Here is a 26,022-nt window from a genome sequence, read left to right on the forward strand (position 1 = left end):
TTGTTGGTGAGGACGGTGCCCTGGGCCTCCATGACGGCGAGGGGGGCGAAGTTCTCGGAGGCGATCATCTCCAGGGTGGACTGCTGGCGGTGCAGCTCGGCGTCGACGGCGGCGGCGACCTCGGGGTCCAGCTCGTGCAGGGGTGTGTTCAGAAGCGACATGCGTACGACCTCGTCTTCTCAGCCAGCGGTGTGGGCGACGTACTCGTCGGCGGAGAGCAGGTCGTCCGGCTCCTCCGCGACACGTACCTTGAACAGCCAGCCGCCTTCGAACGGGGCGGTGTTCACCAGCGACGGGTCGTTGACGACGTCCTCGTTGATCTCGGTGATCTCACCGGAGACCGGCGAGTACAGATCGCTCACCGACTTGGTGGACTCCAGTTCGCCGCAGGTCTCGCCCGCGGCCACCGTGGAGCCCACGTCGGGGAGCTGGGCGTAGACGACATCGCCGAGCGCGTTCGCCGCGAACTCCGTGATGCCGACCGTCGAGACGCCGTCCTCGGCGACCGACAGCCACTCGTGCTCCTTGCTGTAACGCAGCTGCTGGGGGTTGCTCATGGCCTGGATTCTCCTGTACGCGGGGGAGTGGTGATGAAGGGGGGACGGCTGAAACCGCTGTTGAACAGCGCGGATGTGCCGAGGGTCACGCTCGGGGTCCGTACGACGCCGCTTCTACGAAGGTGTCACTTCTGCCGCTTGTAGAACGGCAGCGCCACGACCTCGTACGGCTCGTGACTGCCCCGGATGTCCACGCCCACACCGGCGGTGCCCGGCGCGGAGTGCGTGGCGTCGACGTACGCCATGGCGATCGGCCTGCCCAGCGTCGGGGAGGGCGCTCCGGAGGTGACCTCGCCGATCACCTGACCGTCGGCGACGACCTGGTACCCGGCGCGCGGCACCCGGCGGCCCTCGGCGACCAGGCCCACGAGGACGCGCGGCGGGGCCGAGGCGGCACGCTCGGCGGCGGCCGCCAGAGCCGTGCGCCCGACGAAGTCGCCGTCCTTCTCGAACTTCACGACCCGCCCGAGCCCGGCGTCGAACGGCGTCAGCCCGGTGGACAGCTCGTGCCCGTACAGCGGCATCCCCGCCTCCAGGCGGAGCGTGTCCCGGCAGGACAGCCCGCAGGGCACCAGGCCGACGCCCTCGCCCGCCTTGGTCAGCGCCTGCCACAGCTCGACGGCGTGCTCCGGCGCGACGAACAGCTCGAAGCCGTCCTCGCCGGTGTACCCGGTGCGCGCGATCAGCGCGGGGATCCCGGCGACCGTGCCCGGCAGGCCCGCGTAGTACTTCAGACCGTCGAGGTCGGCGTCGGTGAGGGCCGCCAGGATGCCGGGCGACTCGGGCCCCTGGACGGCGAGCAGCGCGTACGCGTCCCGGTCGTCCCGCACCTCGGCGTCGAACCCGGCGGCCCGCTCGACGAGCGCGTCCAGCACCACCTGGGCGTTCGAGGCGTTCGCGACGACGAGGTACTCCGTGTCCGCGAGCCGGTAGACGATCAGGTCGTCGAGGATGCCGCCGTCCTCACGGCAGATCATGGTGTAGCGGGCGCGGCCGGGCTTCACACCGCCGATGTGGCCGACCAGCGCGTGGTCGAGCAGCGCGGCGGCCCCGGGACCGGAGACGGTGATCTCGCCCATGTGGGAGAGGTCGAAGAGACCGGCCTTCGCGCGGACGGCGAGGTGCTCGTCGCGCTCGGAGCCGTAGCGCAGGGGCATGTCCCAGCCTGCGAAGTCGGTCATCGTCGCACCGAGGGCACGATGCAGGGCATCGAGCGCGGTACGGCGCGATCCAGCGGTGGGGCTACTGCTCATCGGTTCTGCTCCCAGGGCATGACAGGCGAGGGCGATCCTCCCCTTCTGTCATCGGAACCTGAGAGGTTCACCGCGACCGCGCGTACCGGTGGTCGTGGTTTGCACCTTGGGTGGAGCCGTCCCCTACGGAAGAGAGGTGCGGCCCGCTTTTCAGATGTGCCTCGCCCGCGCGGTATCTGGGCCTGAGAGATTCAAGGGAGGGACTTGCTCCTTCGGCGCCCCAGCGAGACTGCTGGGAGCTCTCCCGCGCGGATTCAAGCGGCCGGTATGCAGTTGGCGCGCACATCATTGCACGCATCGACGCGGCGCGGCAGGGGGACCTTTCACAGGTGGGGGACGACGAGAGGAAGCGGACACAGCGGTTCGTAGCACTCTTGTGGCAGGACGAGGACTGAACCAGGAGGGATCGGGCATTACCTTTTCTTTACAGTCTGTGGGGATGGGTCTCCATACCCCTGGGGAGGACGATCACGGTGAACAGGACCACGGCGTACGCGACGACCTCGGGCATCGCCATGCCCAAGCAGCCCGTCGCACCGGCCGGTGAGGCGTGCGGCCCGTTCCCGAGGGCGGTCGTCCGCGACCTCAGGGAACGTGCCGGGCGCAGCCCGCACGGACTGTCCTTCGGCCCGCAGGACCTGGTGGTGGTGACCGGACTGCCCGGCAGCGGCAAGTCGACGCTGATGCGGCGGAGCGTCCCGGGCGTCCGGATCGACTCCCAGGACACCCGCGACCGGTTCGACGCGCGCTTCGCCCGCCATCTGCCGTACGCGGCGTACCGGCCCTTCGTGCGCCTCGCCCACTACGCCGGGCTGCGGCGCGCCCTGCGTTCGGGGGAGGGCGTCGTCGTGCACGACTGCGGGGCGCAGGCATGGGTACGAAGTTGGCTCGCCCGGGAGGCCAGGAGGCGGGGCGGCACCCTGCATCTGCTGCTGCTCGACGTGACACCCGGCGAGGCGCGGGACGGGCAGCGGGAGCGGGGGCGAGGGGTGTCGCGGTACGCCTTCGCGCGGCACCGGAGTGCCATGACCAGGCTGCTGCGTGCGGTCGAGGAGGGACGGCTGCCGCAGGGGTGCGGCGCGGCGGTGCTCCTCGACCGGGCGGCGGCGGACGTCCTGAAGCGGATCGACTTCGTGGGGTAGCGGGGCGCCCCGGAAGGGCGCGCCCCCGGCCCGGAAGCAATTAAGGTGCAGGGACAACAGCATCACGGAGCAAAGCGGTAGGCAGCAGATGGACTTCCCGGCGGACTTTCCGGCACAGGCACATCCCCACGGGCACGGCGGGTGGCCCGGCAACGAGCTGGAGGAGGTGCTGTCCGCGTCGCTCGGGGTGCCTCAGGCCGGGGCGCGGATCGTGGAGGTGCTGGCCCGCAGCTTCGTATGGGTGCCGCTGCCGGAGGGCGGCGGCCCGCAGAGCGGTCAGCTCGACCTGCCCACGATGGAGTTCGACGGCCAGGCGTACGTGCCGGTCTTCACCTCCGAGGAGCAGTTCCGCCAGGTCGTCGGCCACCACATGTCGTTCACGATCGCCCCGGCCGTCGAGTTCGCGCGCGGTCTGCCCCCGCAGATCGGCCTCGCCCTGAACCCGGACGGCGTCGTGGGCATGCCCTTGCCGCCGCCCGCCGTGGCCGAGCTGTGCCGGGCCGGACGGACCCCGCTGGACGGCGCGGCGAACGGCGCCCGCGTCCGGCTCTTCGAACCGGACTGGCAGGACGACCCCGTGGACTTCCTCGCGGCCGCCTCCGCCGAGTTCGCCGCGACCGGGGTGGTCCTCTCCGCCCGACGCTGCCTCGCCACCATCGAGACCGCCGCCCCCGTCATGTTCATCGGTGTCGAACTGGCCTCGTGGGAGGCCGACCGCGGCCTCCCCCTGGCCGCCCTCGGCAGGGCCCTGGCCAAGACCCCGGTTCCCTGGCCGGTCAACATGGTCTTCCTGGACGTCGCCCAGGACCCGGTGGGGGACTGGCTCCGCGAGAAGGTACGGCCGTTCTACCAACAGGGCTACTGATCAGCGCTTCCCGAAGGAGCGCGGGGAACGGCGCGACCAGCGACAACGCGCCCGCTCCGCGTGACGCACGACAACCCCCGAGCCCTGACCGGCTCAACCCGCACACCACCTAAGCTGTTTCCCACCACCAGGGTCCACCACCCACCACGGTCCACATCGAAGGGCGGCCAACGTGAGCGCGAGCGGCAGCCGCATCGCCACCGGGCAGGTCGAGCACATGCTGCGGCAGGTGACGCCCGGGCGTTACGACGCCTACGAGGCGCTGCTGCGTGCCCTCGCCACCCCGTCCTCCGGCCAGATCTGGATGCTGCTCTGGCACGGCCAGGGCGGCTCCCCGGACGCCCAGTACGGGAACATGGAGGTCGAAGGGTTCAACTACGCCCCGTGCGTGACCTCCGCCCAGGAGCTCTCCGCCAGTGGCTGGAACCGCAGTTACGAGGTGGTGGACGGCCTCGACGTGGCCCGCACCCTCTACCCCGACCACTACGGCCTCTGGCTGAACCCGCACGCCCCGGGCGGCGGCGTCGGCATCCCCTGGCTCGACCTGCGCCGGATCGCCACGGGCCTGGAGCGGCAGCCCGCCGGCCCGCTCCGGCTGTCCGAGCCGGCCATCGAGATCCCCCAGTTCTACGGCCTGCTGACGCAGAACGCGCACCGCACGCCCGCCGTGCGCTCGCTGCGCCGCGCCTGGGTGCAGCCCGCGCTCGGCGCGCCGTACCTGGCCATCGGCCTCGACGTGTACGACACCTCGCCGCCGGCCGTCGACTCGGTGCGCGCGATGATGCAGCAGTCCATCGGCGCCGTCCCGGACGGCCTGCCCGTGTCCACCGTCGCGATGTCCGACGAGTACGACCCGGTCGCCATGTGGCTGCGCGCCGGCGCCCGTCCGTTCTACGACCGCGAGGCCCACGCGGCCCCGGCACAGGCCCCGGCGGCGGGCGGCTACGGCTATCCGAGCCGGTACTGAACCGCCGCGCCCACGGCTCTCCACCGCACCCACCGCTCAACAGAGCGTCACGTCCGGATAGCGGAACCCCGCTGGCCACATCACGGTTGCGCATACATTCGCCGCCGGGTCTGGTGCCTGATCGCGCGGCCGTTGAAGACTCCCCCAGAGCGATGGGGGGATCCGGCGAACGCGCTGTTCACGCTGCGAAGTTCGATGCCGTACCTCTCCCTCGTACCCAGCAGTAGTCACAGAGCAGACGAAAGAGCAGTGGTGACGGACCGCACCGCAGACCCGGGCGGCCGCCAGGCACAGTCGGCAACCACCGGCACGGGCAAGCACGAGGGACGATGACCGCACCCATTGAGACGACCGGATCGCAGGCCGAGGCACAGCCCGAAGCCGTGCTGGAAGGCGTCGAGGCCAAGAAGATCGAGGGCCGTTCGCTCGGCCAGATCGCCTGGACCCGCTTCAAGCGCGACAAGGTGGCGGTCGCCGGTGGTCTCATCGTCGTCCTGCTGATCCTGATCGCGGCCCTCTCCCGGCCGCTGCAGTCGCTGCTGGGGCTCGACCCCAACGCGTTCAACCAGGACCTGATCGATCCCAACACCTCGCTCCCCCAGGGCGATTTCGGCGGGATGAGCTGGGACCACCCGCTCGGTGTCGAGCCCAAGTTCGGCCGCGACATCCTCGCCCGCATCCTGGAGGGCTCCTGGGTCTCCCTGGTCGTGGCCTTCGGCGCGACGATCCTGTCGAACGCCATCGGCGTGGTGCTGGGACTGGTCGCCGGCTACTACGGCGGCCGGGTCGACACGGTCGTGAGCCGGCTGATGGACACCTTCCTGGCGTTCCCCCTGCTGCTCTTCGCGATCGCCATCTCCGCGACACTGCAGGGCGGCGCCTTCGGCCTCGAAGGACTGCCGCTGCACATCTCGGTGCTGATCTTCGTCATCGGCTTCTTCAACTGGCCGTACATGGGGCGCATCGTGCGCGGTCAGACCCTGGCGCTGCGGGAGCGGGAGTTCATCGACGCCTCGCGCGGGATGGGCGCCGGCGGCCCGTACGTCCTGTTCAAGGAGCTGCTGCCCAACCTCGTCGCGCCGATCATCGTCTACTCGACCCTGCTCATCCCGACGAACATCATCTTCGAGGCGTCGCTCAGCTTCCTCGGTGTCGGGATCCAGCCGCCGCAGGCCTCCTGGGGCGGCATGCTCAACCAGGCTGTCGACTTCTTCGAGGTCGACCCGCAGTACATGATCGTTCCCGGCCTCGCGATCTTCATCACGGTGCTGGCCTTCAACCTCCTCGGTGACGGCCTCCGGGACGCCCTCGACCCCCGCAGCCGCTGACGTCTGCGACCGCGGCCCGGTTGTGGCCCGTAGTCCCACGCAACTGTCCAACTACGAAGGAGAACCCGACCATCATGCGAAGGTCAGCAATGGCCGCTGTCGCGGTTGTGAGCAGCGCCGGCCTGCTTCTGTCCGCGTGCAGCAAGGCGGACGACGGCACGGATGACGCCCCCAAGGGCGCCGGTGCCAACGCGGCGACCAAGGGTGTCGTCAACGAGTCCACGGCGAAGGGCGGCACGGTCACCTACGCCAGCTCCGACGCCCCCGAGTCCCTCGACCCGGGCAACATGTACTACGCGTACGGCTTCAACTTCAGCCGCCTCTACGCGCGTCCGCTGATGACGTTCAAGCCCGGCGCGGGCGAGGCGGGCAACGAGCTCGTCCCGGACCTGGCCGAGAGCGCGGGCACGCCGAGCGACGGCGGCAAGACCTGGACGTACAAGATCCGCCAGGGCGTCAAGTTCGAGGACGGCACCGTCGTCACCTCGAAGGACGTCAAGTACGCGGTCGAGCGCTCGAACTTCGCGCGTGACGTGCTCTCCTCGGGCCCCAACTACTTCCAGCAGCTGCTGGCCGGCGGGGACAAGTACAAGGGCCCGTACAAGGACAAGGACGAGGCGGGCATCGCGTCCATCGAGACGCCGGACGACAACACCGTCGTCTTCAAACTCAACAAGCCCTTCGCCGACTTCGACTATCTGGCGAGCATGCCGCAGACGGCCGCGGTGCCGCGGGCCAAGGACACCGGCGTCGACTACACGAAGAAGGTCGTGTCGACCGGCTCGTACAAGTTCGAGAAGTACGAGGAGGGCAAGCAGATCGTCCTCGTCCGCAACCCGGAGTGGGACGCCAAGACGGACCCGCTGCGCAAGCAGTACCCGGAAAAGATCGTGGTGAACCTGAAGGTCAACAAGGCCACCATCGACAAGGACGTCATGTCCGGCGACACCATGATCGACATCCAGGGCACCGGTGTCGACGCCCAGACCCAGGCCCAAATCCTCAAGGACAAGGACCAGCTGGCCAACACGGACAACGCGCTCGGCGGCCGTCTCGTCTACACGGCGATCAACACCAAGGTGGCGCCGTTCGACAACGTCGAGTGCCGCAAGGCCGTCGAGTACGCGATCGACAAGACCGCCGTGCAGACCGCCATGGGCGGCCCGATCCGCGGTGACATCGCCACCACCGTCCTGCCCACCGACGTCTCGGGCTACGAGAAGGCCGACACGTACGCAACCCCGGACAACAAGGGTGACGTCACCAAGGCCAAGGAGCACCTGAAGGCCTGCGGCAAGGAGGGCGGCTTCAAGACCTCCATCTCGGCCCGCACCGACCGTCAGGGCGAGGTCGACGCGGCCACCGCGATCGTCGAGGCGCTGAAGAAGATCGGCATCGAGGCCGACATCAAGCAGTACCCGTCGGGCAAGTACTTCTCCGACTACGCGGGCGTGCCGAAGTTCAACAAGAAGAACGACATCGGCCTCATCATGATGCAGTGGGGCGCCGACTGGCCCACCGGCTACGGCTTCCTGCAGCAGATCGTGCACGGCAAGGCCATCGGCCAGGCCGGCAACACCAACCTGTCCGAGCTGGACGACCCCGCGATCAACAAGCTGCTCGACGACGCGATCGGCAACACCGACGAGGCCGCCCGCACCGCCGCGTACACCGAGGTCGACAAGAAGGTCATGGAGCAGGCCGCCATCGTGCCGCTGACCTACTTCAAGGTCCTGCTGTACCGCTCGCCGTACGCCACCAACCTGGTGTCGTCCTCGGCCTTCAGCGGTCAGTACGACTACCTCAACATCGGTGTCAAGGAAAAGAAGTAGCCCCGGAAGGCAGGTGAAGGCATTGGCGCCCGCGGGTGAGCACACCCGCGGGCGCCGGCGCCGGTCCTCGTGATCTCGTACATCATCCGCCGGACGATCGCGGCGGTGATCCTGCTGCTCGTCGTCACCGCGGTCACCTTCGGCATCTTCTTCATCCTGCCGAAGCTCGCCGGACAGACCGCCGACCAGCTGGCACAGCAGTACATCGGCAAGAACCCCTCGCCCTCGGACATCGAGGCGGTCAAGCGGAACCTCGGCCTGGACCAGCCGGTCTACGAGCAGTACTGGAACTTCATCAAGGGCATTGTCTCCGGTGCCACGTACGACCTGGGGCCCTCCACCGTCCGCTGTGACGCCCCCTGCTTCGGCTACTCCTTCAAGGACCACCTGGAGGTCTGGCCGCAGCTCACCGGCCGGCTGCCGGTGACCATCTCGCTCGCCTCCGGCGCCGCCGTGCTGTGGCTGCTGGGCGGTATCACGGCAGGTGTCATCTCGGCCCTGAAGCCCGGCTCGTTCTTCGACCGGGCCGCCATGGGCGTGGCGCTCGCGGGCGTCTCCCTGCCCATGTTCTTCACCGGCCAGCTCGCCCTGCTGCTGTTCAGCTATCAGCTGGAGATCTTCGGCCGGACGTACGTCCCCTTCACCGAGAACCCCTCGCAGTGGGCCAACACCCTCTTCCTGCCGTGGTGCTCGCTCGCGCTCCTCTATTCGGCCATCTACGCCCGGCTCACCCGCTCGGGCATGCTGGAGACGATGAACGAGGACTACATCCGCACCGCGCGCGCCAAGGGCCTGCGCGAAGGCAAGGTGGTCGTCAAGCACGGCCTGCGCGCCGCGCTGACCCCGCTGGTGACGGTCTTCGGCATGGACGTCGGTCTGCTCCTCGGCGGCGCTCTCATCACCGAGACCGTGTTCTCCCTGCACGGCATCGGCGAGTACGCGGTCCAGTCGATCAGCGCCAACGACCTGCCCCCGATCCTCGGGGTGACCCTGCTCGCGGCGTTCTTCGTCGTCTTCATGAACCTTGTGGTGGACCTGCTGTACGCCACGATCGACCCGCGGGTGAGGCTCTCGTGACCGAACTGTCCAAGACCGGGGCCGCCGTGGGCGAGCCCGCACGTGCCGGGGACGCCCCCACGGCGTTCCTCGAAGTGCGCGACCTCAAGGTGCACTTCCCCACCGACGACGGCCTGGTCAAGTCCGTCGACGGCCTCTCCTTCCAGCTGGAGAAGGGCAAGACCCTCGGCATCGTGGGCGAGTCCGGCTCCGGCAAGTCGGTGACCTCGCTGGCGATCATGGGCCTGCACCGGCTCGGCGCGCGCGGCAAGAACGTGCAGATGTCCGGCGAGATCTGGCTCGACGGCAAGGAACTCGTCGGGGCGAGCCCCGACGAGGTGCGCCGGCTGCGCGGCCGCGACATGGCGATGATCTTCCAGGACCCGCTGTCCGCGATGCACCCGTACTACAGGGTCGGCAGCCAGATCGTCGAGGCGTACCGGGTCCACCACGACGTCAGCAAGAAGGTCGCCCGCAGGCGCGCCATCGAACTCCTCGACCGCGTCGGCATCCCGGAGCCCCACAAGCGGGTCGACGGCTACCCGCACGAGTTCTCCGGCGGTATGCGCCAGCGCGCCATGATCGCCATGGCCCTGGTCAACAACCCCGAACTGCTGATCGCCGACGAGCCCACGACCGCCCTGGACGTCACCGTCCAGGCGCAGATCCTGGACCTCATCCGCGACCTGCAGAAGGAGTTCGGCTCCGCGGTCATCATCATCACGCACGACCTCGGCGTGGTCGCCGAGATCGCCGACGACATCCTCGTGATGTACGGCGGCCGCTGCGTGGAGCGCGGCCCGGTCGACGACATCTTCTACGGACCGCAGCACCCCTACACCTGGGGCCTGCTCGGCTCGATGCCGCGCATCGACCGCGCCCAGACCGACCGGCTCATCCCGGTCAAGGGCCAGCCGCCGAGCCTCATCAACGTCCCCTCGGGCTGCGCCTTCAACCCGCGCTGCCCGTACGCGGACCTCCCCAAGGACAACATCACCCGCACCGAGCGCCCCGAGTTGCGCGAGGTCGGCGGCCGGCACTTCACCGCCTGCCACCTGTCGCAGGAGGACCGTACGCGGATCTGGACCGAAGAGATTGCGCCGAAGCTGTGAGCGAGACTGAGACCCGGGCCGCCGTGCCGGCCCCGCGCACCGACGCCGACGAGAAACCGCTGCTCAGGGTCGAGGGCCTGGTCAAGCACTTCCCCATCAAGAAGGGCCTGCTCCAGCGGCAGGTCGGGGCGGTCAAGGCCGTCGACGGCATCGACTTCGAGGTTCGCCGGGGCGAGACCCTCGGCGTCGTCGGGGAGTCCGGCTGCGGCAAGTCGACCATGGGCCGGCTCATCACCCGTCTGCTGGAACCGTCCGGCGGCAAGGTCGAGTTCGACGGCACGGACATCACGCACCTCAAGACGGCCGGGATGCGCCCGCTGCGCCGCGACGTGCAGATGATCTTCCAGGACCCGTACGGCTCGCTGAACCCCCGCCACACCATCGGCACCATCGTCTCGGCGCCGTTCAAGCTCCAGGGCGTCGAGCCCGAGGGCGGGGTGAAGAAGGAGGTCCAGCGCCTCCTGGAACTGGTGGGCCTGAGCCCCGAGCACTACAACCGCTACCCGCACGAGTTCTCCGGCGGCCAGCGCCAGCGCATCGGCATCGCCCGCGCGCTCGCCCTCAAGCCCCGGATGGTCGTCGCGGACGAGCCGGTCTCCGCGCTCGACGTGTCCATCCAGGCGCAGGTCGTCAACCTGATGGACGACCTCCAGGACGAGCTGGGCCTGACGTACGTGATCATCGCGCACGACCTCTCCGTCGTCCGCCACGTCTCCGACCGCATCGCCGTGATGTACCTCGGCAAGATCGTGGAGCTGGCCGACCGGGACTCCCTGTACGCGGCGCCGATGCACCCGTACACCAAGGCGCTGCTCTCGGCCGTGCCCATCCCGGACCCGGCGCGCCGCAGTGCCAAGAGCGAGCGCATCCTGCTCAAGGGCGACGTGCCCTCGCCGATCGCGCCGCCGAGCGGCTGCCGCTTCCACACCCGGTGCTGGAAGGCCACGCAGGTCTGCACGACCACCGAACCGCCGCTGGCCGAGCTGAAGCCGGGGCAGCGGGTCGCCTGCCACCACCCCGAGAACTTCGAGGACCAGCAGCCCCAGGACGTCGTCCTGCTGACGGCCGCGAAGGAGGCGGGCGAGCTGGTACCGGACGCGGTGAAGAAGACGGGGGCGCCCGCGGACCCGGAGGTTCCCGCGGTGTCGGAGGCGCCCGCGGTGTCGGAGGCGTCCGCGGTGTCGGAGGCGTCCGGCGAGCCAGAGCCGCCGGTCGCGACGGAGCCGCCTGCGAAGACCAAGGCCGCCAAGGAACCGGAAGCCGCCAAGGCACCGGAAGCCGCCGGGGAAACCGACGACAAGTAAGCGAAATCGAGCCCCCGCCTTGCAATGTAAGGCGGGGGCTCGTCGTTGCGTCACAATATAGGGGTGTCTCCCTATCCGCTCGACCTGATCGGCATCTTCGTCTTCGCGATCTCCGGCGCCCTGCTGGCCGTCCGCAAGAACTTCGACGTGTTCGGCATCGCCGTCCTCGCCGAGGTGACCGCCCTCGGCGGCGGGCTGTTCCGGGACCTGGTCATCGGCGCCGTACCGCCGGCCGCCTTCACCGATCTCGGCTACTTCTTCACCCCGCTGCTCGCCGCGATCCTCGTCTTCTTCCTCCACCCGCACGTGGAGCGCATCCAGTCCGGGGTCAACGTCTTCGACGCGGCCGGCCTCGGCCTGTTCTGCGTCGCGGGCACGACGAAGGCGCACGCGTACGGACTCGGTCTGACCGCCTCCGTCGTCCTCGGCCTCGCCACCGCGGTCGGCGGCGGTGTGCTGCGGGACGTCCTCGCCAACGAGGTGCCCTCACTGCTGCGCTGGGACCGGGACCTGTACGCCGTCCCCGCGATGGTCGGCGCCGGGATGGTCGTCCTGTGCATCGGCCTGGACGCACTGAACCCCTTCACCTCGGCCCTGGCCGCGATCACGGCCTTCGTGCTGCGACTGCTGGCGATGCGGTACCACTGGCGGGCCCCGCGGGCGTGGAACCGGCGGTCGGCGGCCGTCGAGGAGGCCTGAGGGCCTGAGGGCCTGAGGGTCTGCGGCATAAAGCTACCGCTTAGTAATCACCTGTTGTACGGTTCATCCATGCCCGAAGCAGCTTCCGTACAGGCCACCATCGGCGACAGCGAGTTCGACCGGGACACCGCGGTCACCCGGCGGTCGCCCGGCGTCTACGACGTCGACCTCTCCGCCGGCTGGACGATCATCGGCGCCGTCAACGGCGGCTATCTCCTCGCCGTCCTCGGTCGCGCCCTCGCCGAGGTGCTGCCGCACGGCGACCCGTTCACGATCTCCGCGCACTACCTGACCGCCTCCCAGCCGGGCCCGGCGGTCGTCCGCACGGACGTCGTACGCACCGGCCGGACCCTGTCGACCGGCCAGGCCTCCCTCTTCCAGTACGACCACGAGGGCCGCGAGGTCGAGCGGATCCGCGTCCTCGCCTCCTACGGCGACCTGGACGCCCTCCCGGACGACGTCCGTACGACGGCGAAGCCGCCGGCGATCCCGCCGATCGAGCAGTGCTTCGGCCCGCAGGACGCGCCCGGCCCCGTCCCCGGCGGCTCCGCGATCGCCGACCGGCTGTTCCTGAAGCTGGACCCCGCGACCCTCGGCTGGGCACTCGGCGCGCCCTCCGGCAAGGGGGAGATGCGGTCGTGGTTCGGGCTCGCCGACGGCCGTGACCCCGACCCGTTCTCCCTGCTCCTCGCGGTGGACGCGCTGCCGCCGACCGCCTTCGAGATGGGCCTTGAGGGCTGGGTCCCGACGGTCGAGCTGACCGTCCACGTCCGGTGCCGCCCGGCGCCGGGCCCGCTCCGCGTCGCCATCTCCACCCGCAACCTCGCCGGCGGCTTCCTGGAGGAGGACGCCGAGGTCTGGGACAGCGCGGACCGGCTGGTCGCGCAGTCCCGGCAACTGGCGCGCGCCAGGCTGACGGACTGAGGCACCCGGCGACGCCCGCCGAACCGGCCGGCACCGCCGTCCCTGTCACGAACCCGTACCGGCGTCCGCTCGTGAGGGAGCGGTGAAAGGCCGGGCCGGGCGGGTGCGTTGGGGGCGGCTTTGCCGTTCGCACAGGGTTGGCACAGCGCGAACCCAAGAGAGCCCCATGCTGCGTTGATTCGATGCGGCCCACGAACTCCTCATCGTTCTTGGAGCTGCCTCTCATGAAGCGTGCACGTCTCGTCCCCGCCGTCGTCCTGCTGGCGGCCGCACCCCTCTTCCTGGTGGCGTGCGGCTCCGGCGCCTCGTCGTCGTCCACCTCGAACAACGGCACCTCCGGCCAGCAGAGCTGCCAGGCCCCGTCGGGTGCTCCCTCGGGCGCCCCCTCCGGTCAGCCCACCGCGAACGGCCAGGCCCCGTCCGGCGCTCCCTCGGGTGCTCCCTCGGACCGGCCTTCCGGTGCGCCGAGCGGCGGCCCGGGCGGCGGCGAGAACGGTGGCCCCGGCGGTGGCGGCGGCTGCGGCGGCCCCGGCGGCGCTGGTCGGCCGGGCCAGGGCGGGCAAGCTCCGAGCGGGGCCCCGAGCCAGGAGGCGACGGCCTCGGCGTCCGAGGACGGCTGACGGCGGCGAGGCGGACGGAAAGGGCGCGCCCGTTCGGCGCGCCCTTCGTGCGTCGCGGCGTTCAGTCCAGCCAATGGCGACAGCCGATGCTGATCAGCCGCATACGGCGGCTCGCCAGCCGGGTCACCCGGGTGCGCTCCTCCTCCGGCTGGTCCCGGGCGGCCAGGAACAGCGAGGCGGTCACCAGCATCTGATCGACGTACAGGCCCGCGAGCATCAGCCGGTCGTCGTCGGTCCACCCGCCGGTCTCCGGCCGCTTGGCCAGCTCGGTCCGTACCTCTTCGGCGAACCGCGCCAGTTGCCCCTGGATGGCGTCCCGCACCGGCTGGACCCCGCTGTGCCGTTCGCGCGCGATGAATCTGACGTGTGCGGGGTACGCGTCCACATGGCGGGCGATCAGATCGACGGCGCTCTGGATGAGTTCGTCGCTGTCGCCCACCGCCGACATCAGGTCCCCGAGCACCGGGTGCAGACTGCCGAGCACCTCCTCGACCAGCGCGACACCGAGGTCCGCGGTCGAGCGGAAGTGCCGGTAGAACGCGGTGGGCGCGACACCCACGGCCCGGGTGACCTCGCGCAGTCCGAGGCTGCTGAGGCTCTGCTCCTCCAGCAGACCGAGCGCGGCGTCCATGAGCGCCTGCCGGGTCCTCTGCTTCTGGACCTGCCGGATGCCGAGCGTGTGACTCATGCCATGCAGTCAACAACTGTTCTCCGTAAATGCAAAGCCGGGCGACGCGCTAGACTTGGCAGTCAGTGAACAATTGTAACCACAACCGTTCACCAAGCTGTCACCGAAACGTCCGGACCGACGAACCGAAACGAGAGGCGGGTCCGCCATGTTGTTCCTGGTCGCCGCACTACTGCTGCTGGGTGTCGTCCTCGGCACCGTCGCCCATGTACCGATGGCCGTCTCGTCCGCCCTGGCCGCCGGCATCGCCCTGTGGCTGGCGGTGTTCGCGTACCGCGAGCGCCACGCCCGCCGCGGCCGCACCACCGACTGACCGTTCGCCACCACTCGACCGGCGCCACCGGACGACCACGCACCACCCGCGACCGTCCCCGAGAGCCCGTAGGGAGCAGACCGACCATGCAACTCACCGCCGCACGCCCGCAGACCGGATCGACCACCACCCGCACCCGTACCCGAGGCCGGGACGCCGACGGCATGGCCGTCGCCTCCTTCGTGCTGGGCCTGTTGGGCCTGCTGGTCCTCAACCTCTTCCTCGGCCCCATCGCCATCGTCCTGGCGGCCGTCGCCCTGAAGCGCGGCACGACCCGACGGGGCCGCGCCTTCCTGGGCCTGGGGCTGGGTGTCGCCGACCTCGTGGTCCTGGCCGCGCTGATGCAGAGCACGGACACGGTGTCCTGGAGCTTCTGAGGCGCGGCCGAGTGCCTTGTCGGCCATGATCCGAGAGCACCCCGAGGGCACCCGCACGGAGCCCCGTAGAATCGGCTCACCATGGCTTACCTCGACCACGCGGCGACCACCCCGATGCTCCCCGAGGCGGCAGAGGCCCTGACCGCCCAGCTGAGCGTCACCGGCAACGCCTCCTCGCTGCACGCCTCCGGCCGCCGAGCGCGGCGCACCGTCGAGGAGGCCCGCGAGACCCTCGCCGAAGCCCTCGGAGCCCGCCCGAGCGAGGTGGTCCTCACCTCCGGCGGCACCGAGGCCGACAACCTCGCCGTGAAGGGCCTGTACTGGTCCCGCCGCGCCGCCGACCCGGCCCGCACCCGTGTCCTGGCCAGCCCCGTCGAGCACCACGCGGTCCTCGACGCCGTCCACTGGCTCGGCGAACACGAGGGCGCCACCGTCGAGTACCTCCCGGTCGACGCGTACGGCAGGGTCCACCCGGACGCCCTGCGCGAGGCCATCGCCCGCGACCCCGACGACGTCGCCCTCGCGACCGTCATGTGGGCCAACAACGAGATCGGGACCATCCTGCCGGTCCGTGAACTCGCCGACGTGGCACAGGAGTTCGGTGTCCCGTTGCACGCCGACGCGGTCCAGGCCTTCGGTCAGATTCCGGTCGACTTCGACGCCTCCGGCCTCGCCGCCATGACCGTCTCCGGCCACAAGATCGGCGGCCCGTACGGCATCGGCGCGCTCCTGCTGGGCCGCGAGTACAGCCCCGTACCCGTCCTGCACGGCGGCGGCCAGGAGCGCCATGTGCGCTCCGGCACGCTCGACGTCCCGGCCGTCGCCTCCTTCGCGGTCGCCGGCCGGCTCGCCGCCGAGCAGCACGAGTGGTTCGCCCGCGAGATCGGCGCCCTGCGCGACGCCCTGGTCGACGCGGTCCGTACGGCGGTGCCGGACGCGATCCTGGGCGGCGACCCGGCCCCGGGGGGCCGCCTCCCGGCCAACGCCCACTTCACCTTCCCCGGCTGCGAGGGCGACTCCCTGCTCCTGCTGCTCGACGCCCAGGGCATCGAGTGCTCCACGGGCTCCGCCTGCACCGCGGGCGTCGCCCAGCCGAGCCATGTCCTCCTCGCCACCGGCACCGACCCCGATCTGGCCCGCGGCACCCTCCGCTTCTCCCTCGGCCACACCTCCACGGAGGCTGACGTGGAGGCGGTCGCCAAGGCCATCGGACCGGTGGTGGAACGCGCCCGCACCGCGGGCCTGAGCTGAGCGGACGTACCCGCCCCGTGCCCAGCTCTCCCCGTGCCTAGCTCTACATGACCATGAGGCCGGCCATCATGCCCTCGTCCTCGTGCTGGAGGAGATGGCAGTGGAGCATGTACATGTACGTGTCGTCCGCGAAGTCGGTGAACTCCATGGCGATCTTGATGGACCCGCCGCCGACGACCTCGTAGGTGTCGAACCAGCCGAGATCGACACCGGTCGGCTCCTCGCCGTTGATCTCGATCAGCTGGAACGGTACGTCGTGCAGATGGAACGAGTGCTCCAGCATCGTGTTGTTGGTGATCGTCCAGATCTCCTTGGAGCCCAGCGTCGTCATGATCGTCGCCATGGAGTCCATGGTGGTGCCGACCGCCCCGTTGATCGCCATCTCCAGGCCGTCCTGGTCGAGGGTGATCTCGCGCGCGGTGAAGGCGGAGGTGTCGTACCGCTCGATCGTGTTGAGCGAGGACGGCAGGTCGTCGGGGCTGTCCGAGGCGTCCGGGGTGACGGTGAGGAAGTCGTACGTACCGCTGCCGCCACGGACCCATCCCGTCGTGATGACGGCCTGCAGGGTCACCGCGTCGCTCAGGTCCATGACGAACTCGGCGCGCCCGCCCGCCACCAGCCTGATCGACTTCACCTCGGTGGCCTCGGTGAGGTAGCCCTGCTCGGTGGCGACCTGGGTGAGTGTGCCGCCGTCGCCGCGCTGGACGGTGATGATGTCGGACGGCGAGGCGTTGAGCACCCGGAACCGGGTGCGGGTCTTCGTCGCGGTGAACGTCAGCGTGGTGTCGTCGACGTTCGTGCCGTTGCACAGCACCGGAAAGCTGAGGGTGTTGCGCAGGTAGCCGTTCAGGTCGTACTTGATGTCTCCCGCCGCGTCGGTGGCCAGGCACTGCAGGACGAGCGGGATGTCGTCGACGCCGTACTCGCTCGGCAACGCGGCCGACGCGTCCGTCTCGTCCTCCACGATGATCAGACCGGCCAGGCCGTGCACGACCTGCTCGGCCGTGGTGCCGAGCGCGTGCGGGTGGTACCAGAGCGTCTTGGCCTCGTCGAGGATCTCGAAGGTGGGGGACCAGGTCTCCCCGGCGGCGAACGCGTTCTGCGGGCCGCCGTCCATGTCGGGCGGGATGTGCGCGCCGTGGAAGTGGACGCTGGTGTCGGCGTCGAGGTCGTTGGTGATGTTCAGCAGGACCGTGGAGCCGGTGGTCCACTTCATGGTGGGGCCGAGGTAGGACCCGTTGTAGCCGGCGGTGTCGCTCGTGACACCGCTGAGGATTTCATGGGTGCCGCTCTGGGCGGTGAACGCGAACGTGGTGGTGCCGTCGGAGGTGGTGCCCTCCAGGAGGTCCGGGATGTTCAGCGAGGCGGTGCCGGTCGCGGCGCCCGCCTTGTTGCCCTTCGCGTCGGTCAGCAGCGAGAAGGTCGTACCGGCCACCGCGACCGCCGCCAGCCCGGCTCCCGCCATCCCGCCGAGGAACTTGCGGCGGTGCAGCCCCTTGCCGTTGCGGCCGCCCTTGCGCTCAGTGTTGTTCGTCATGAGCCGGGATGCTCGACGTGAGGCCTGTGTGAGCACTGGGGTGAACGTAGGAGCGGACCGAGTGCGCTGTGAGCCCGCCGTGCGCGACGGACTGTCTCAACTACGGTGAGGCAGTGGGGAGTTGAGGCAGATGCAGGTCGGGTCCGTGGCGCGGGACGTATCGGGCGGCCGTCGGACGGGGTGGGAATACCGGCGCATGATCATGTGATGCCCGTCACATGTCCGTCGCGTCGGTGACGGTCTGTGCTGCCGCTGTCCCGGCCCTCTCGCGCCCCTGTGCCCCCGCTGTCGGGTGCGGCCCGGTGCCGGGGTCAGGCGGACGTCGACGACTGTGTGGCCGCCGCCGCGCGGACCAGCTTCATGTAGCGGTCCCAGTCCCAGCCCTCGCCGGGGTCGGTGTGGTCCGTCCCCGGCACCTCGACATGGCCGAGGATGTGCTCACGGTCGATCGGGATGTCGTACCGCGCGCAGACACGGGCCGTGAGCCGCGCCGAGGCCTCGTACATCTCGGCGGTGAAGTCCTCGGGCTTCTCCACGAAGCCCTCGTGCTCGATGCCGACACTGCGCTCGTTGTAGTCGCGGTTGCCCGCGTGGTAGGCCACGTCCAGCTCGCGGATCATCTGGGTGACATGGCCGTCCTTGCGGACGATGTAGTGCGCGGCGGCGCCGTGCTCCGGGTCCTGGAAGACCTTCACGGCGCTGGCGAAACTGCCCTGGGTGACATGGATGATCACCATGTCTATGCCGAAGTCGTCCGGCCGGTCCGCCAGCCGCCAGTTCGCGTCCGAGGCCGCGACCCACTTCGCTCCCGCGTAGTCGACCTCGCCCTCCTTGCGCGGCTTCGTGACCCCGGGCACGCGCCACCAGGCGCGCTTCAGCTCGTCCTTGGCCACGACGGCCGTACCGACGGCGGCCACGGCCGTGCCGATGAGCAGCGCCCGGCGTCCGACGCGCCGGCCCGTGTCCCCGCCGCCGGAGGCGCTCGCGTCGCCGCCCCCGGAACCGCTCTTCGAAGCCCTTCTCGTTCCCACGAGATCGTCAACGGATACTCGCGGGCTCCGGTTCCCGGCGACCCGTACCCTTGAAGGGTTATGACTGAGATCTCGCAGCGCTCCCGCCCCCTCCGTGTCCTCGCCGCCATGTCCGGCGGGGTCGACTCCGCCGTGGCCGCCGCCCGCGCGGCGGAAGCCGGGCACGACGTCACGGGCGTCCATCTGGCGCTGTCCGCCAACCCGCAGTCGTTCCGGACCGGGGCGCGCGGCTGCTGCACGATCGAGGACTCCCGGGACGCCCGCCGCGCCGCCGACGTCATCGGCATCCCCTTCTACGTGTGGGACCTCGCCGAGCGCTTCCGCGAGGACGTGGTCGAGGACTTCGTCGCCGAGTACGAGGCAGGACGCACCCCGAACCCCTGTCTGCGCTGCAACGAGAAGATCAAGTTCGCGGCCCTGCTCGACAAGGCCCTCGCCCTGGGCTTCGACGCCGTCTGCACCGGCCACTACGCCCAGGTGCTCGTGCGCGAGGACGGCACCCGGGAGCTGCACCGCGCCTCCGACATGGCCAAGGACCAGTCGTACGTCCTCGGCGTGCTCGACGACAGGCAGCTCGCCCACGCGATGTTCCCGCTCGGCGACACCGTGACGACGAAGGACGAGATCCGCGCCGAGGCCGAGCGCAGGGGCCTCGCCGTCGCCAAGAAGCCCGACTCCCACGACATCTGCTTCATCGCCGACGGCGACACCCAGGGCTTCCTCGCGAACCGGCTGGGCCGCTCCGAGGGCGACATCGTCGACGAGTCCGGCACGGTCCTCGGCACCCACGAGGGCGCGTACGGCTACACCATCGGCCAGCGCAAGGGGCTCCGCATCGGCACCCCCGCCCCCGACGGCAAGCCGCGCTACGTCCTCGACATCTCCCCGGTGAACAACACGGTCACGGTCGGCCCGGCCGCCGCCCTCGACGTCGACGCCCTGACCGCGATCCGCCCCCGCTGGTGCGGCGCGGCCCCCACGGGCCCCGGCACCTACACGGCCCAGCTGCGCGCCCACGGCGGCGAGACCGAGGTCCGCGCGGAGCTGATCGACGGCACCCTGGAGGTCTCCTTCACGGAGCCCGTCCGCGGTGTCGCCCCCGGACAGGCGATCGTCCTGTACGACGGCACGCGCGTCGTGGGGTCGGCGACGATCGCCTCCACCACGCGCGCGCGGGCGGGTGCCGTGTAGCGCCACGGCCACGATCGTCCCTCCCCGGGTAGCCGTCCTCGTGCGCACGGCGCAGGCTGCTTGGTGAGCTTCGAGCTCTTCCAGGAGGCCCCGGACGGGCCGCAGGGGGACGTAGGAGGTCGCCATGACAGCCACAGATCCGGCAGAACAGGCGGGAAACCCGTCCCGGGGGCCGTCCCCGGAACCGTCGCGCGCCGCGGATCCGCCACGGGACGCGGGCCGGGATCCGTCACGGGACGGGCCTCGGGATCCGTCCCGCGACGCGGCCATGGATCCGCCCCGTGACGCGGCCATGGATCCGTCACGCGACCCGTCTCGTGGTCGGTCCCCTGACCCGTCTCGCGACCGGTCCCGTGATCCGTTCCGGGACCCGACGAGGAACCGCCGGAGTCTCAGCCACCGGATGCGGTACGCCCTGCGCCACCCCCGGCGCGTGCCCGCGCACGCCCACCGGGTGGCGCGGGACACCTGGCTGCGGCTGAAGCACCGCGACCACATCGCCTACTACCGGGCCGTCATGGCCGCCGACACGGCACGCAGTCCCGAGGCCGCCGTCGGGCACAACCCGTCCGTCGAGAAGTGGGAACGCATCGGCCGGATGCAGTTCGACTACCTCCTGCGGCACGGCCTGGAGCCCCGGCACCGGATGCTGGAGATCGGCTGCGGGAACCTGCGGGCCGGGCGGCTGTTCATCGACCACCTGGACACCGGGAACTACTACGGGATCGACATCTCGCCCGCCATCCTCATGGAGGCCCAGCGCACCCTCGCGCGAGAGGGTCTGCAGTCCAAACTGCCCCACCTGGCGCTCGTCGCCGACCTCACGTTCGCCTTCCTGCCCGCCGGTCACTTCGACGTCGTCCACGCGCACAGCGTGTTCTCCCACTCGCCGCCGCACGTCATAGAGCAGTGCCTCGCGCACGTCGGCCGCGTCCTCGCCCCCGGCGGCCACTTCGACTTCACCTTCGGCCGCACCGAGGGCGACGAACACCACGTGCTCCACGAGGACTTCTACTACCGCACCGACACCCTCGTCGAACTCGCCCGGCGGTACGGCCTGTCCGCCCGGCTCATGGACGACTGGGAGGACCTGCCCCATCGCCAGTCGAAGATCCGCGCGACCCTGGCGGAGGAAGCCGGCGGGCGTGGGGGACCGGATGTCGGTACCGCCCCCTAACGTGGACGCATGAACATCTGTGTCTTCCTCTCCGCCGCCGACCTCGCCGACCGTTACACGGGCCCGGCGAAGGAGTTTGCCAAGCTGATCGGCAAGGGCGGGCACACCCTGGTGTGGGGCGGCTCGGACGTCGGGCTGATGAAGGTGGTCGCCGACGGCGTGCGGGAGGCGGGCGGCAGACTGCTGGGCGTCTCGGTCGAGTTCCTGGCGGCCAAGGCGCGGCCGGACACCGACGAGATGGTGGTCGCACGGGACCTCGCCGAGAGGAAACGGCTGCTCCTGGAGAAGGCCGACGCGGTCGTCATCATGGTCGGCGGGACCGGCACGCTCGACGAGGCGACCGAGATCCTGGAGCTGAAGAAGCACGGTCACACCGAGATGCCGGTCGTCCTCCTCAACACCGCGGGCTTCTACGACGGCCTGAAGGAGCAGTTCCGGCGCATGGAGGACGAGGGCTTCCTGCCCCGCCCGCTCACCGACCTGGTCTTCTTCGCGGAGGAGCCGGTGGGGGCGCTGGCATATCTGGAGGAGAGCCGGGGCGTCGCCTGAGGGGCGTTCTTCGTTCCGCTCCGGTGATGCGAGCATGACCGCATGGCTACTCATGTGATCACCGGGGCGGGTTCCGGCATCGGCGCGGCCGTCGCCCGACGGCTGCACGAGCGCGGGGACGACCTCGTGCTGCACGCGCGCGACGCGGGACGGGCGAAGGAACTGGCCGCGGAGTTCCCGGGGGCGAGGACGCTGGTCGGCGATCTGGCGGACCCGGACAAGATCTCCTGGGCCTTCTCCCACCAGAGCCTGCCGGACCGCGTGGACTCGCTGCTGCACATCGCGGGTGTGGTCGACCTCGGCCCGGTCGGCGAGCTGACCCCCAAGACATGGCGCCACCAGCTCAACGTCAACCTCATCGCCCCCGCCGAACTGACCCGCCACTTCCTGCCCCAACTCCGGGCCGCCCGTGGGCACGTGCTGTTCGTCAACTCCGGCGCGGGCCTCAACGCCCACGCCGACTGGTCCGCGTACGCCGCCTCCAAGCACGGGCTCAAGGCGTTGGCGGACTCCCTGCGGTGGGAGGAGCACGGCAACGGGGTCCGGGTGACGACGGTGTACCCCGGCCGCACCGCCAGCCCCATGCAGGCGAAGGTGCACCAGCAGGAGGGCAAGGAGTACGACCCCGCTCGCTGGATCGCCCCCGAGTCGGTCGCCACGACGATTCTCATGGCGCTGGACCTGCCCCGCGACGCGGAGGTGAACGACCTGACGGTCCGACCGGGCGCGTGAGGGCTCTGCCGGACGGGGTGCGTTGCCGGGTGCGGGTGCGGGTGCGGGGGCGGGGGCGGGTGAGTGGGGGCTGGTCGCGCAGTTCCCCGCGCCCCTGAAAAGCAGGGGCTGTGCCCCGTGCTTCTCAGGCCCGACACCGGCCGCCTTTCAGAGCCGCGGGGTCCTGGGCTTTCAGGGGCGCGGGGAACTGCGCGAGAGGCCCCACCCACCCGCACCCGACAACGCACCCCCGGCGGAGCCGTACGCTTCGGGGCGTGAGCGACGACTTCAGTTTCGGCCCCGCCACCGGCGTGGGGTCCATGCCGGGCGGCGACGCCCGAGAAGCCGCCAAGACCGTCACCGGCACCTTCGAGTGGCCGGAGACAGGCATGGCGCACCTTCCCGAACTCCCCGCCAGAGGCCCCGGCGCCGACATGATCGGCAGAACCGCGGGGATGCTGGTCGAGCTGTACGCGCGCGTGGAGCCCAGCGGCTGGCGCCTCGGCGACCGACCGGGCCGGGACACCAAGCGGGCCCGGTCGTGGCTGGGCGAGGACCTCGACGCGCTGGAGGAGTTCACCCAGGGATACGAGGGCCCACTGAAGGTCCAGGCCGTCGGACCCTGGACCCTCGCCGCCGCGCTGGAGCTGAGGAACGGCGAGGCAGTCCTCTCCGACCCCGGCGCCTGCCGTGACCTCGCCGGCTCGCTCGCCGAGGGCCTGCGCCAGCACCTCGCCGAGGTCCGCCGGCGGGCGCCGAGAGCCCAACTCGTCCTCCAGCTCGACGAACCCTCCCTCATCGCCGTCCTGCGCGGACAGGTCAAGAGCGCCAGCGGCTACCGCACGCACCGCGCCGTCGACCGCCAACTCGTCGAGGCCACGCTGCGGAACGTCATCGACGCCGCACAGGGCGCGGTGACCGTGCACTCGTGCGCCCCCGACGTGCCGTTCGCGCTGCTGCGCCGGGCCGGTGCCACCGGGATCTCCTTCGACTTCACTCTGCTCACCGAGCGTGACGACGACGCGATCGGGGAAGCGGTCGAGGGGGGCACCAAGCTGCTGGCCGGTGTCGTGCCGACCACGGAGGGGGCATTGTCGGACCCTGCCGGTAGCGTCATGGGTGTCAGGACGTTGTGGCGCAGGCTGGGACTGCATCCGGGGCTTCTCGCGGAGGCGGTCACGGTCACTCCGGCGTGCGGGCTCGCGGGGGTCTCCCCGGCATACGCGCGCACGGCACTCGCGCACTGCGTCAAGGCGGCGAGATCCCTCGCGGACAACCCAGAGTAACGGGAGGACAACACGGTGGCCGGCGACCAGGACGCACAGCCCACATCGGTACCCGCCGAGGCGACGGTGCCCCCCGAGGCACGCGAGAAGCACGCGCGGCTCGCCGAGGAGATCGAGGCGCACCGCGCCCGGTACTACGGGCAGGACGCTCCCGTCATCAGCGACGCGGAGTTCGACGAACTCCTGCGCACCCTGGAGGCCTTGGAGGACGAGTTCAGCGAACTGCGCACCCCGGACTCACCGACGCAGAAGGTCGCCGCCGAGTACAAGACCGATCTCGCCGAGGTCGAGCACCGCGAGCGCATGCTCTCCCTCGACAACGTCTTCGACGACGAGGGCCTCGCCGCCTGGGCCGAGCGCGTGGCCAAGGACGTCGGCACCACCGACTACCACCTGCTGTGCGAGCTGAAGATCGACGGCCTCGCGGTGAACCTGACGTACGAGGACGGCAGACTGACCCGGGCCGCCACCCGCGGCACCGGCGAGGTCGGCGAGGACATCACACCCAACGTCATGACGATCGCCGAGATCCCGCACCGGCTGAAGGGCGACCGCGTCCCCCGGCTCGTCGAGATCCGCGGCGAGGTCTACTTCCCGATGGAAGCCTTCCAGGGCCTCAACGAACGCCGGGTCGCGGCCGGCGAGAAGCCGTACGCCAACCCCCGCAACTCCGCCTCGGGTTCACTGCGTCAGAAGGACCCCAAGGTCACGGCCACCCTCCCCTTGCACATGGTGGTCCACGGCATCGGCGCCCTGGAGGGCTTCGACGGCGGCTTCACCCGCCTCTCCCAGGCCTACGACCTCCTCAAGTCCTGGGGCCTGCCCACCGCCGAGCACAACCGGGTGGTCGACGACCTCGACGGCGTACGGGAGTTCATCGCCCACTACGGCGAGCACCGCCACTCCGTGGCGCACGAGATCGACGGCGCGGTGGTCAAGCTCGACGAGATCCGGCTGCAGGGACGTCTCGGGTCCACGGCGCGCGCACCCCGCTGGGCCATCGCGTACAAGTACGCGCCGGAGGAGGTCAACACCAGGCTCATCGACATCAAGGTGGGTGTCGGCCGCACCGGTCGGGTCACTCCGTACGCCCAGGTCGAGCCGGTGACCGTGGCCGGCTCGGAGGTCGAGTTCGCCACCCTGCACAACCAGGAGGTCGTCAAGGCCAAGAACGTCCTCATCGGGGACACGGTCGTCATCCGCAAGGCCGGTGACGTCATCCCCGAGATCCTCGGCCCGGTCGTGGACCTGCGCGACGAGAACGAGACGCGCCCGTTCGTGATGCCGACCGAGTGCCCGGAGTGCGGGACCCCGCTGCGTGCGATGAAGGAGGGGGACATCGATCTGCGGTGCCCCAACGCCCGCAGCTGTCCGGCCCAGTTGCGGGAGCGCGTCGCGTATCTGGCGGGCCGGGAGTGCCTGGACATCGAGCACTTCGGCGGGGTCGCCGCCGCCGCGCTCACCCGGCCCCTGGAGCCGGCCGACCCGCCCCTGGTCGACGAGGGCGACCTCTTCGACCTCACCGTGGAGAAGCTGCTCCCCATCAAGGCGTACGTCCTGGACGCGGACAGCGGTCTGCCCAAGCACGATCCCGAGACGGGCGAGCCGAAGGTCGTCACGGTCTTCGCCAACAAGGAGGGCGGGCCGAAGAAGAACACCCTCGCCCTGCTCCAGAAGATCGAGGAGGCCAAGAGCCGTCCGCTCGCCCGCTTCCTCAACGGGCTCTCCATCCGCCACGTCGGACCGGTCGCCGCCCAGGCCCTCGCCCGCGAGTTCCGCTCGATCGACCGGATCGAGCAGGCCACACAGGAGGAACTCACGGCGGTCGACGGCGTGGGCGCCATCGTCGCGAAGGCCCTGGAGGAGTGGTTCGCCGAAGAATGGCACCGGGAGATCATCCGTAAGTGGAAGGCGGCCGGTGTCCCGCTGGAGGACAAGGGCGCCGGTGAGGACGAGGGACCCAGGCCCCTCGAAGGGCTGACGGTCGTGGTGACCGGCACACTCGAACACCACACACGGGACGGGGCGAAGGAGGCGCTGCAGAGCCGGGGCGCCAAGGTGACCGGCTCGGTGTCCAAGAAGACCTCCTTCGTCGTGGTGGGCGAGAATCCGGGCTCCAAGCACGACAAGGCGATGCAGCTCAAAGTGCCCGTCCTGGACGAGGACGGCTTCGCCGTCCTGCTCGAACAGGGACCGGACGCGGCGGCGGAAGTCGCGCTCCCGATCGAGGAGTAGGGGTTGAAGGCCACCCG

25 protein-coding genes, 1 pseudogene and 2 riboswitches are annotated in these 26,022 nt (G+C 70.4%); of the genes and pseudogenes, 20 read left to right on the forward strand and 6 right to left on the reverse strand.

Annotated features, from left to right (window positions below; genetic code table 11):
* The 3 genes and pseudogenes from ACWCRJ_RS33875 to gcvT form a co-directional block, all read right to left on the reverse strand.
* Positions 1 to 161, reverse strand: a pseudogene (locus tag ACWCRJ_RS33875) (serine hydroxymethyltransferase); the annotation flags it as partial.
* 18 nt (positions 162 to 179) lie between these two features.
* Entirely contained in the window at positions 180 to 557 is a 378-nt protein-coding gene (gcvH, locus tag ACWCRJ_RS33880) for a glycine cleavage system protein GcvH (RefSeq protein ID WP_046912761.1), read from the reverse strand.
* Positions 558 to 682: 125 nt separating this feature from the next.
* Positions 683 to 1,810 carry a glycine cleavage system aminomethyltransferase GcvT gene (gcvT, locus tag ACWCRJ_RS33885; protein ID WP_450942889.1) on the reverse strand — a complete coding sequence of 376 codons (1,128 nt, stop codon included), beginning with the start codon at positions 1,808 to 1,810 and terminating at the stop codon, positions 683 to 685.
* 35 nt (positions 1,811 to 1,845) lie between these two features.
* Positions 1,846 to 1,970: riboswitch (glycine riboswitch) on the reverse strand.
* Positions 1,971 to 2,067: riboswitch (glycine riboswitch) on the reverse strand.
* 216 nt (positions 2,068 to 2,283) lie between these two features.
* On the opposite strand from gcvT, the gene ACWCRJ_RS33890 reads away from it, so the two are divergent.
* From ACWCRJ_RS33890 to ACWCRJ_RS33940, 11 genes are all read left to right on the forward strand, one after another.
* Positions 2,284 to 2,952, forward strand: a complete 669-nt coding sequence (locus ACWCRJ_RS33890) for an AAA family ATPase (protein ID WP_450942890.1) — start codon at positions 2,284 to 2,286, stop codon at positions 2,950 to 2,952.
* 88 nt (positions 2,953 to 3,040) lie between these two features.
* Positions 3,041 to 3,817 (forward strand): enhanced serine sensitivity protein SseB, encoded by a 777-nt coding sequence (locus ACWCRJ_RS33895; protein WP_450942891.1) that lies wholly within the window; start codon positions 3,041 to 3,043, stop codon positions 3,815 to 3,817.
* A gap of 172 nt (positions 3,818 to 3,989) precedes the next feature.
* Positions 3,990 to 4,784: an enhanced serine sensitivity protein SseB C-terminal domain-containing protein gene (locus tag ACWCRJ_RS33900; RefSeq protein WP_005480035.1), complete on the forward strand. Its 795-nt coding sequence runs from the start codon at positions 3,990 to 3,992 to the stop codon at positions 4,782 to 4,784.
* A gap of 329 nt (positions 4,785 to 5,113) precedes the next feature.
* The gene (locus tag ACWCRJ_RS33905; RefSeq protein WP_046912757.1) at positions 5,114 to 6,112 is read left to right on the forward strand and encodes an ABC transporter permease; all 999 of its coding nucleotides are present in this window, start codon (positions 5,114 to 5,116) and stop codon (positions 6,110 to 6,112) included.
* 74 nt (positions 6,113 to 6,186) lie between these two features.
* Positions 6,187 to 7,944: an ABC transporter substrate-binding protein gene (locus tag ACWCRJ_RS33910; protein ID WP_450942892.1), complete on the forward strand. Its 1,758-nt coding sequence runs from the start codon at positions 6,187 to 6,189 to the stop codon at positions 7,942 to 7,944.
* A 69-nt stretch (positions 7,945 to 8,013) separates the two neighbouring features.
* Positions 8,014 to 9,021, forward strand: a complete 1,008-nt coding sequence (locus ACWCRJ_RS33915) for an ABC transporter permease (RefSeq protein ID WP_450942893.1) — start codon at positions 8,014 to 8,016, stop codon at positions 9,019 to 9,021.
* Positions 9,018 to 10,112, forward strand: coding sequence for an ABC transporter ATP-binding protein (locus tag ACWCRJ_RS33920; RefSeq protein WP_450942894.1), 1,095 nt, complete (start codon positions 9,018 to 9,020; stop codon positions 10,110 to 10,112). The genes ACWCRJ_RS33915 and ACWCRJ_RS33920 overlap by 4 nt, the downstream gene beginning before the upstream one ends.
* Positions 10,109 to 11,416: a dipeptide ABC transporter ATP-binding protein gene (locus ACWCRJ_RS33925; RefSeq protein WP_450942895.1), complete on the forward strand. Its 1,308-nt coding sequence runs from the start codon at positions 10,109 to 10,111 to the stop codon at positions 11,414 to 11,416. The genes ACWCRJ_RS33920 and ACWCRJ_RS33925 overlap by 4 nt, the downstream gene beginning before the upstream one ends.
* 63 nt (positions 11,417 to 11,479) lie before the next feature.
* Positions 11,480 to 12,115 (forward strand): trimeric intracellular cation channel family protein, encoded by a 636-nt coding sequence (locus tag ACWCRJ_RS33930; RefSeq protein WP_450942896.1) that lies wholly within the window; start codon positions 11,480 to 11,482, stop codon positions 12,113 to 12,115.
* A gap of 69 nt (positions 12,116 to 12,184) precedes the next feature.
* Complete coding sequence (locus ACWCRJ_RS33935) at positions 12,185 to 13,039, forward strand: thioesterase family protein (RefSeq protein WP_450942897.1); 855 nt, start codon at positions 12,185 to 12,187, stop codon at positions 13,037 to 13,039.
* A gap of 224 nt (positions 13,040 to 13,263) precedes the next feature.
* Positions 13,264 to 13,659, forward strand: coding sequence for a hypothetical protein (locus ACWCRJ_RS33940; RefSeq protein ID WP_450942898.1), 396 nt, complete (start codon positions 13,264 to 13,266; stop codon positions 13,657 to 13,659).
* A gap of 61 nt (positions 13,660 to 13,720) precedes the next feature.
* Here the strand turns inward: ACWCRJ_RS33940 and ACWCRJ_RS33945 are convergent, their stop codons facing one another.
* Positions 13,721 to 14,347 (reverse strand): TetR family transcriptional regulator, encoded by a 627-nt coding sequence (locus ACWCRJ_RS33945; RefSeq protein WP_450942899.1) that lies wholly within the window; start codon positions 14,345 to 14,347, stop codon positions 13,721 to 13,723.
* 148 nt (positions 14,348 to 14,495) lie between these two features.
* Here ACWCRJ_RS33945 and ACWCRJ_RS33950 point away from each other — a divergent pair, with 148 nt between their 5' ends.
* The 3 genes from ACWCRJ_RS33950 (at position 14,496) to ACWCRJ_RS33960 (ending at position 16,288) form a co-directional block, all read left to right on the forward strand.
* The gene (locus ACWCRJ_RS33950) at positions 14,496 to 14,660 is read left to right on the forward strand and encodes a hypothetical protein (protein ID WP_450942900.1); all 165 of its coding nucleotides are present in this window, start codon (positions 14,496 to 14,498) and stop codon (positions 14,658 to 14,660) included.
* Between the two features lie 86 nt (positions 14,661 to 14,746).
* Positions 14,747 to 15,037: a hypothetical protein gene (locus ACWCRJ_RS33955; protein WP_046912750.1), complete on the forward strand. Its 291-nt coding sequence runs from the start codon at positions 14,747 to 14,749 to the stop codon at positions 15,035 to 15,037.
* Between the two features lie 81 nt (positions 15,038 to 15,118).
* A complete protein-coding gene (locus ACWCRJ_RS33960; protein ID WP_450942901.1) occupies positions 15,119 to 16,288 on the forward strand; it encodes a cysteine desulfurase family protein in 1,170 nt (389 codons plus the stop codon).
* 43 nt (positions 16,289 to 16,331) lie between these two features.
* Here the strand turns inward: ACWCRJ_RS33960 and ACWCRJ_RS33965 are convergent, their stop codons facing one another.
* Positions 16,332 to 17,825 carry a multicopper oxidase family protein gene (locus tag ACWCRJ_RS33965; RefSeq protein ID WP_450942902.1) on the reverse strand — a complete coding sequence of 498 codons (1,494 nt, stop codon included), beginning with the start codon at positions 17,823 to 17,825 and terminating at the stop codon, positions 16,332 to 16,334.
* 311 nt (positions 17,826 to 18,136) lie between these two features.
* On the reverse strand, positions 18,137 to 18,856 hold the full coding sequence (locus ACWCRJ_RS33970) for an N-acetylmuramoyl-L-alanine amidase (protein WP_450942903.1): 720 nt from the start codon (positions 18,854 to 18,856) through the stop codon (positions 18,137 to 18,139).
* Between the two features lie 60 nt (positions 18,857 to 18,916).
* On the opposite strand from ACWCRJ_RS33970, the gene mnmA reads away from it, so the two are divergent.
* The 6 genes from mnmA (at position 18,917) to ligA (ending at position 26,005) form a co-directional block, all read left to right on the forward strand.
* The gene (gene mnmA, locus ACWCRJ_RS33975; RefSeq protein WP_450942904.1) at positions 18,917 to 20,047 is read left to right on the forward strand and encodes a tRNA 2-thiouridine(34) synthase MnmA; all 1,131 of its coding nucleotides are present in this window, start codon (positions 18,917 to 18,919) and stop codon (positions 20,045 to 20,047) included.
* Between the two features lie 403 nt (positions 20,048 to 20,450).
* Entirely contained in the window at positions 20,451 to 21,224 is a 774-nt protein-coding gene (locus ACWCRJ_RS33980) for a class I SAM-dependent methyltransferase (RefSeq protein ID WP_450942905.1), read from the forward strand.
* Between the two features lie 9 nt (positions 21,225 to 21,233).
* The gene (locus tag ACWCRJ_RS33985) at positions 21,234 to 21,773 is read left to right on the forward strand and encodes an LOG family protein (RefSeq protein WP_450942906.1); all 540 of its coding nucleotides are present in this window, start codon (positions 21,234 to 21,236) and stop codon (positions 21,771 to 21,773) included.
* 42 nt (positions 21,774 to 21,815) lie between these two features.
* Entirely contained in the window at positions 21,816 to 22,505 is a 690-nt protein-coding gene (locus ACWCRJ_RS33990; RefSeq protein WP_078907342.1) for an SDR family oxidoreductase, read from the forward strand.
* A 299-nt stretch (positions 22,506 to 22,804) separates the two neighbouring features.
* Positions 22,805 to 23,770 (forward strand): methionine synthase, encoded by a 966-nt coding sequence (locus ACWCRJ_RS33995; protein WP_450942953.1) that lies wholly within the window; start codon positions 22,805 to 22,807, stop codon positions 23,768 to 23,770.
* Between the two features lie 15 nt (positions 23,771 to 23,785).
* The gene (gene ligA / locus ACWCRJ_RS34000) at positions 23,786 to 26,005 is read left to right on the forward strand and encodes an NAD-dependent DNA ligase LigA (protein WP_450942907.1); all 2,220 of its coding nucleotides are present in this window, start codon (positions 23,786 to 23,788) and stop codon (positions 26,003 to 26,005) included.
* Positions 26,006 to 26,022: the final 17 nt, after the last annotated feature.

This window comes from Streptomyces sp. NPDC002324 (genome assembly GCF_053593335.1).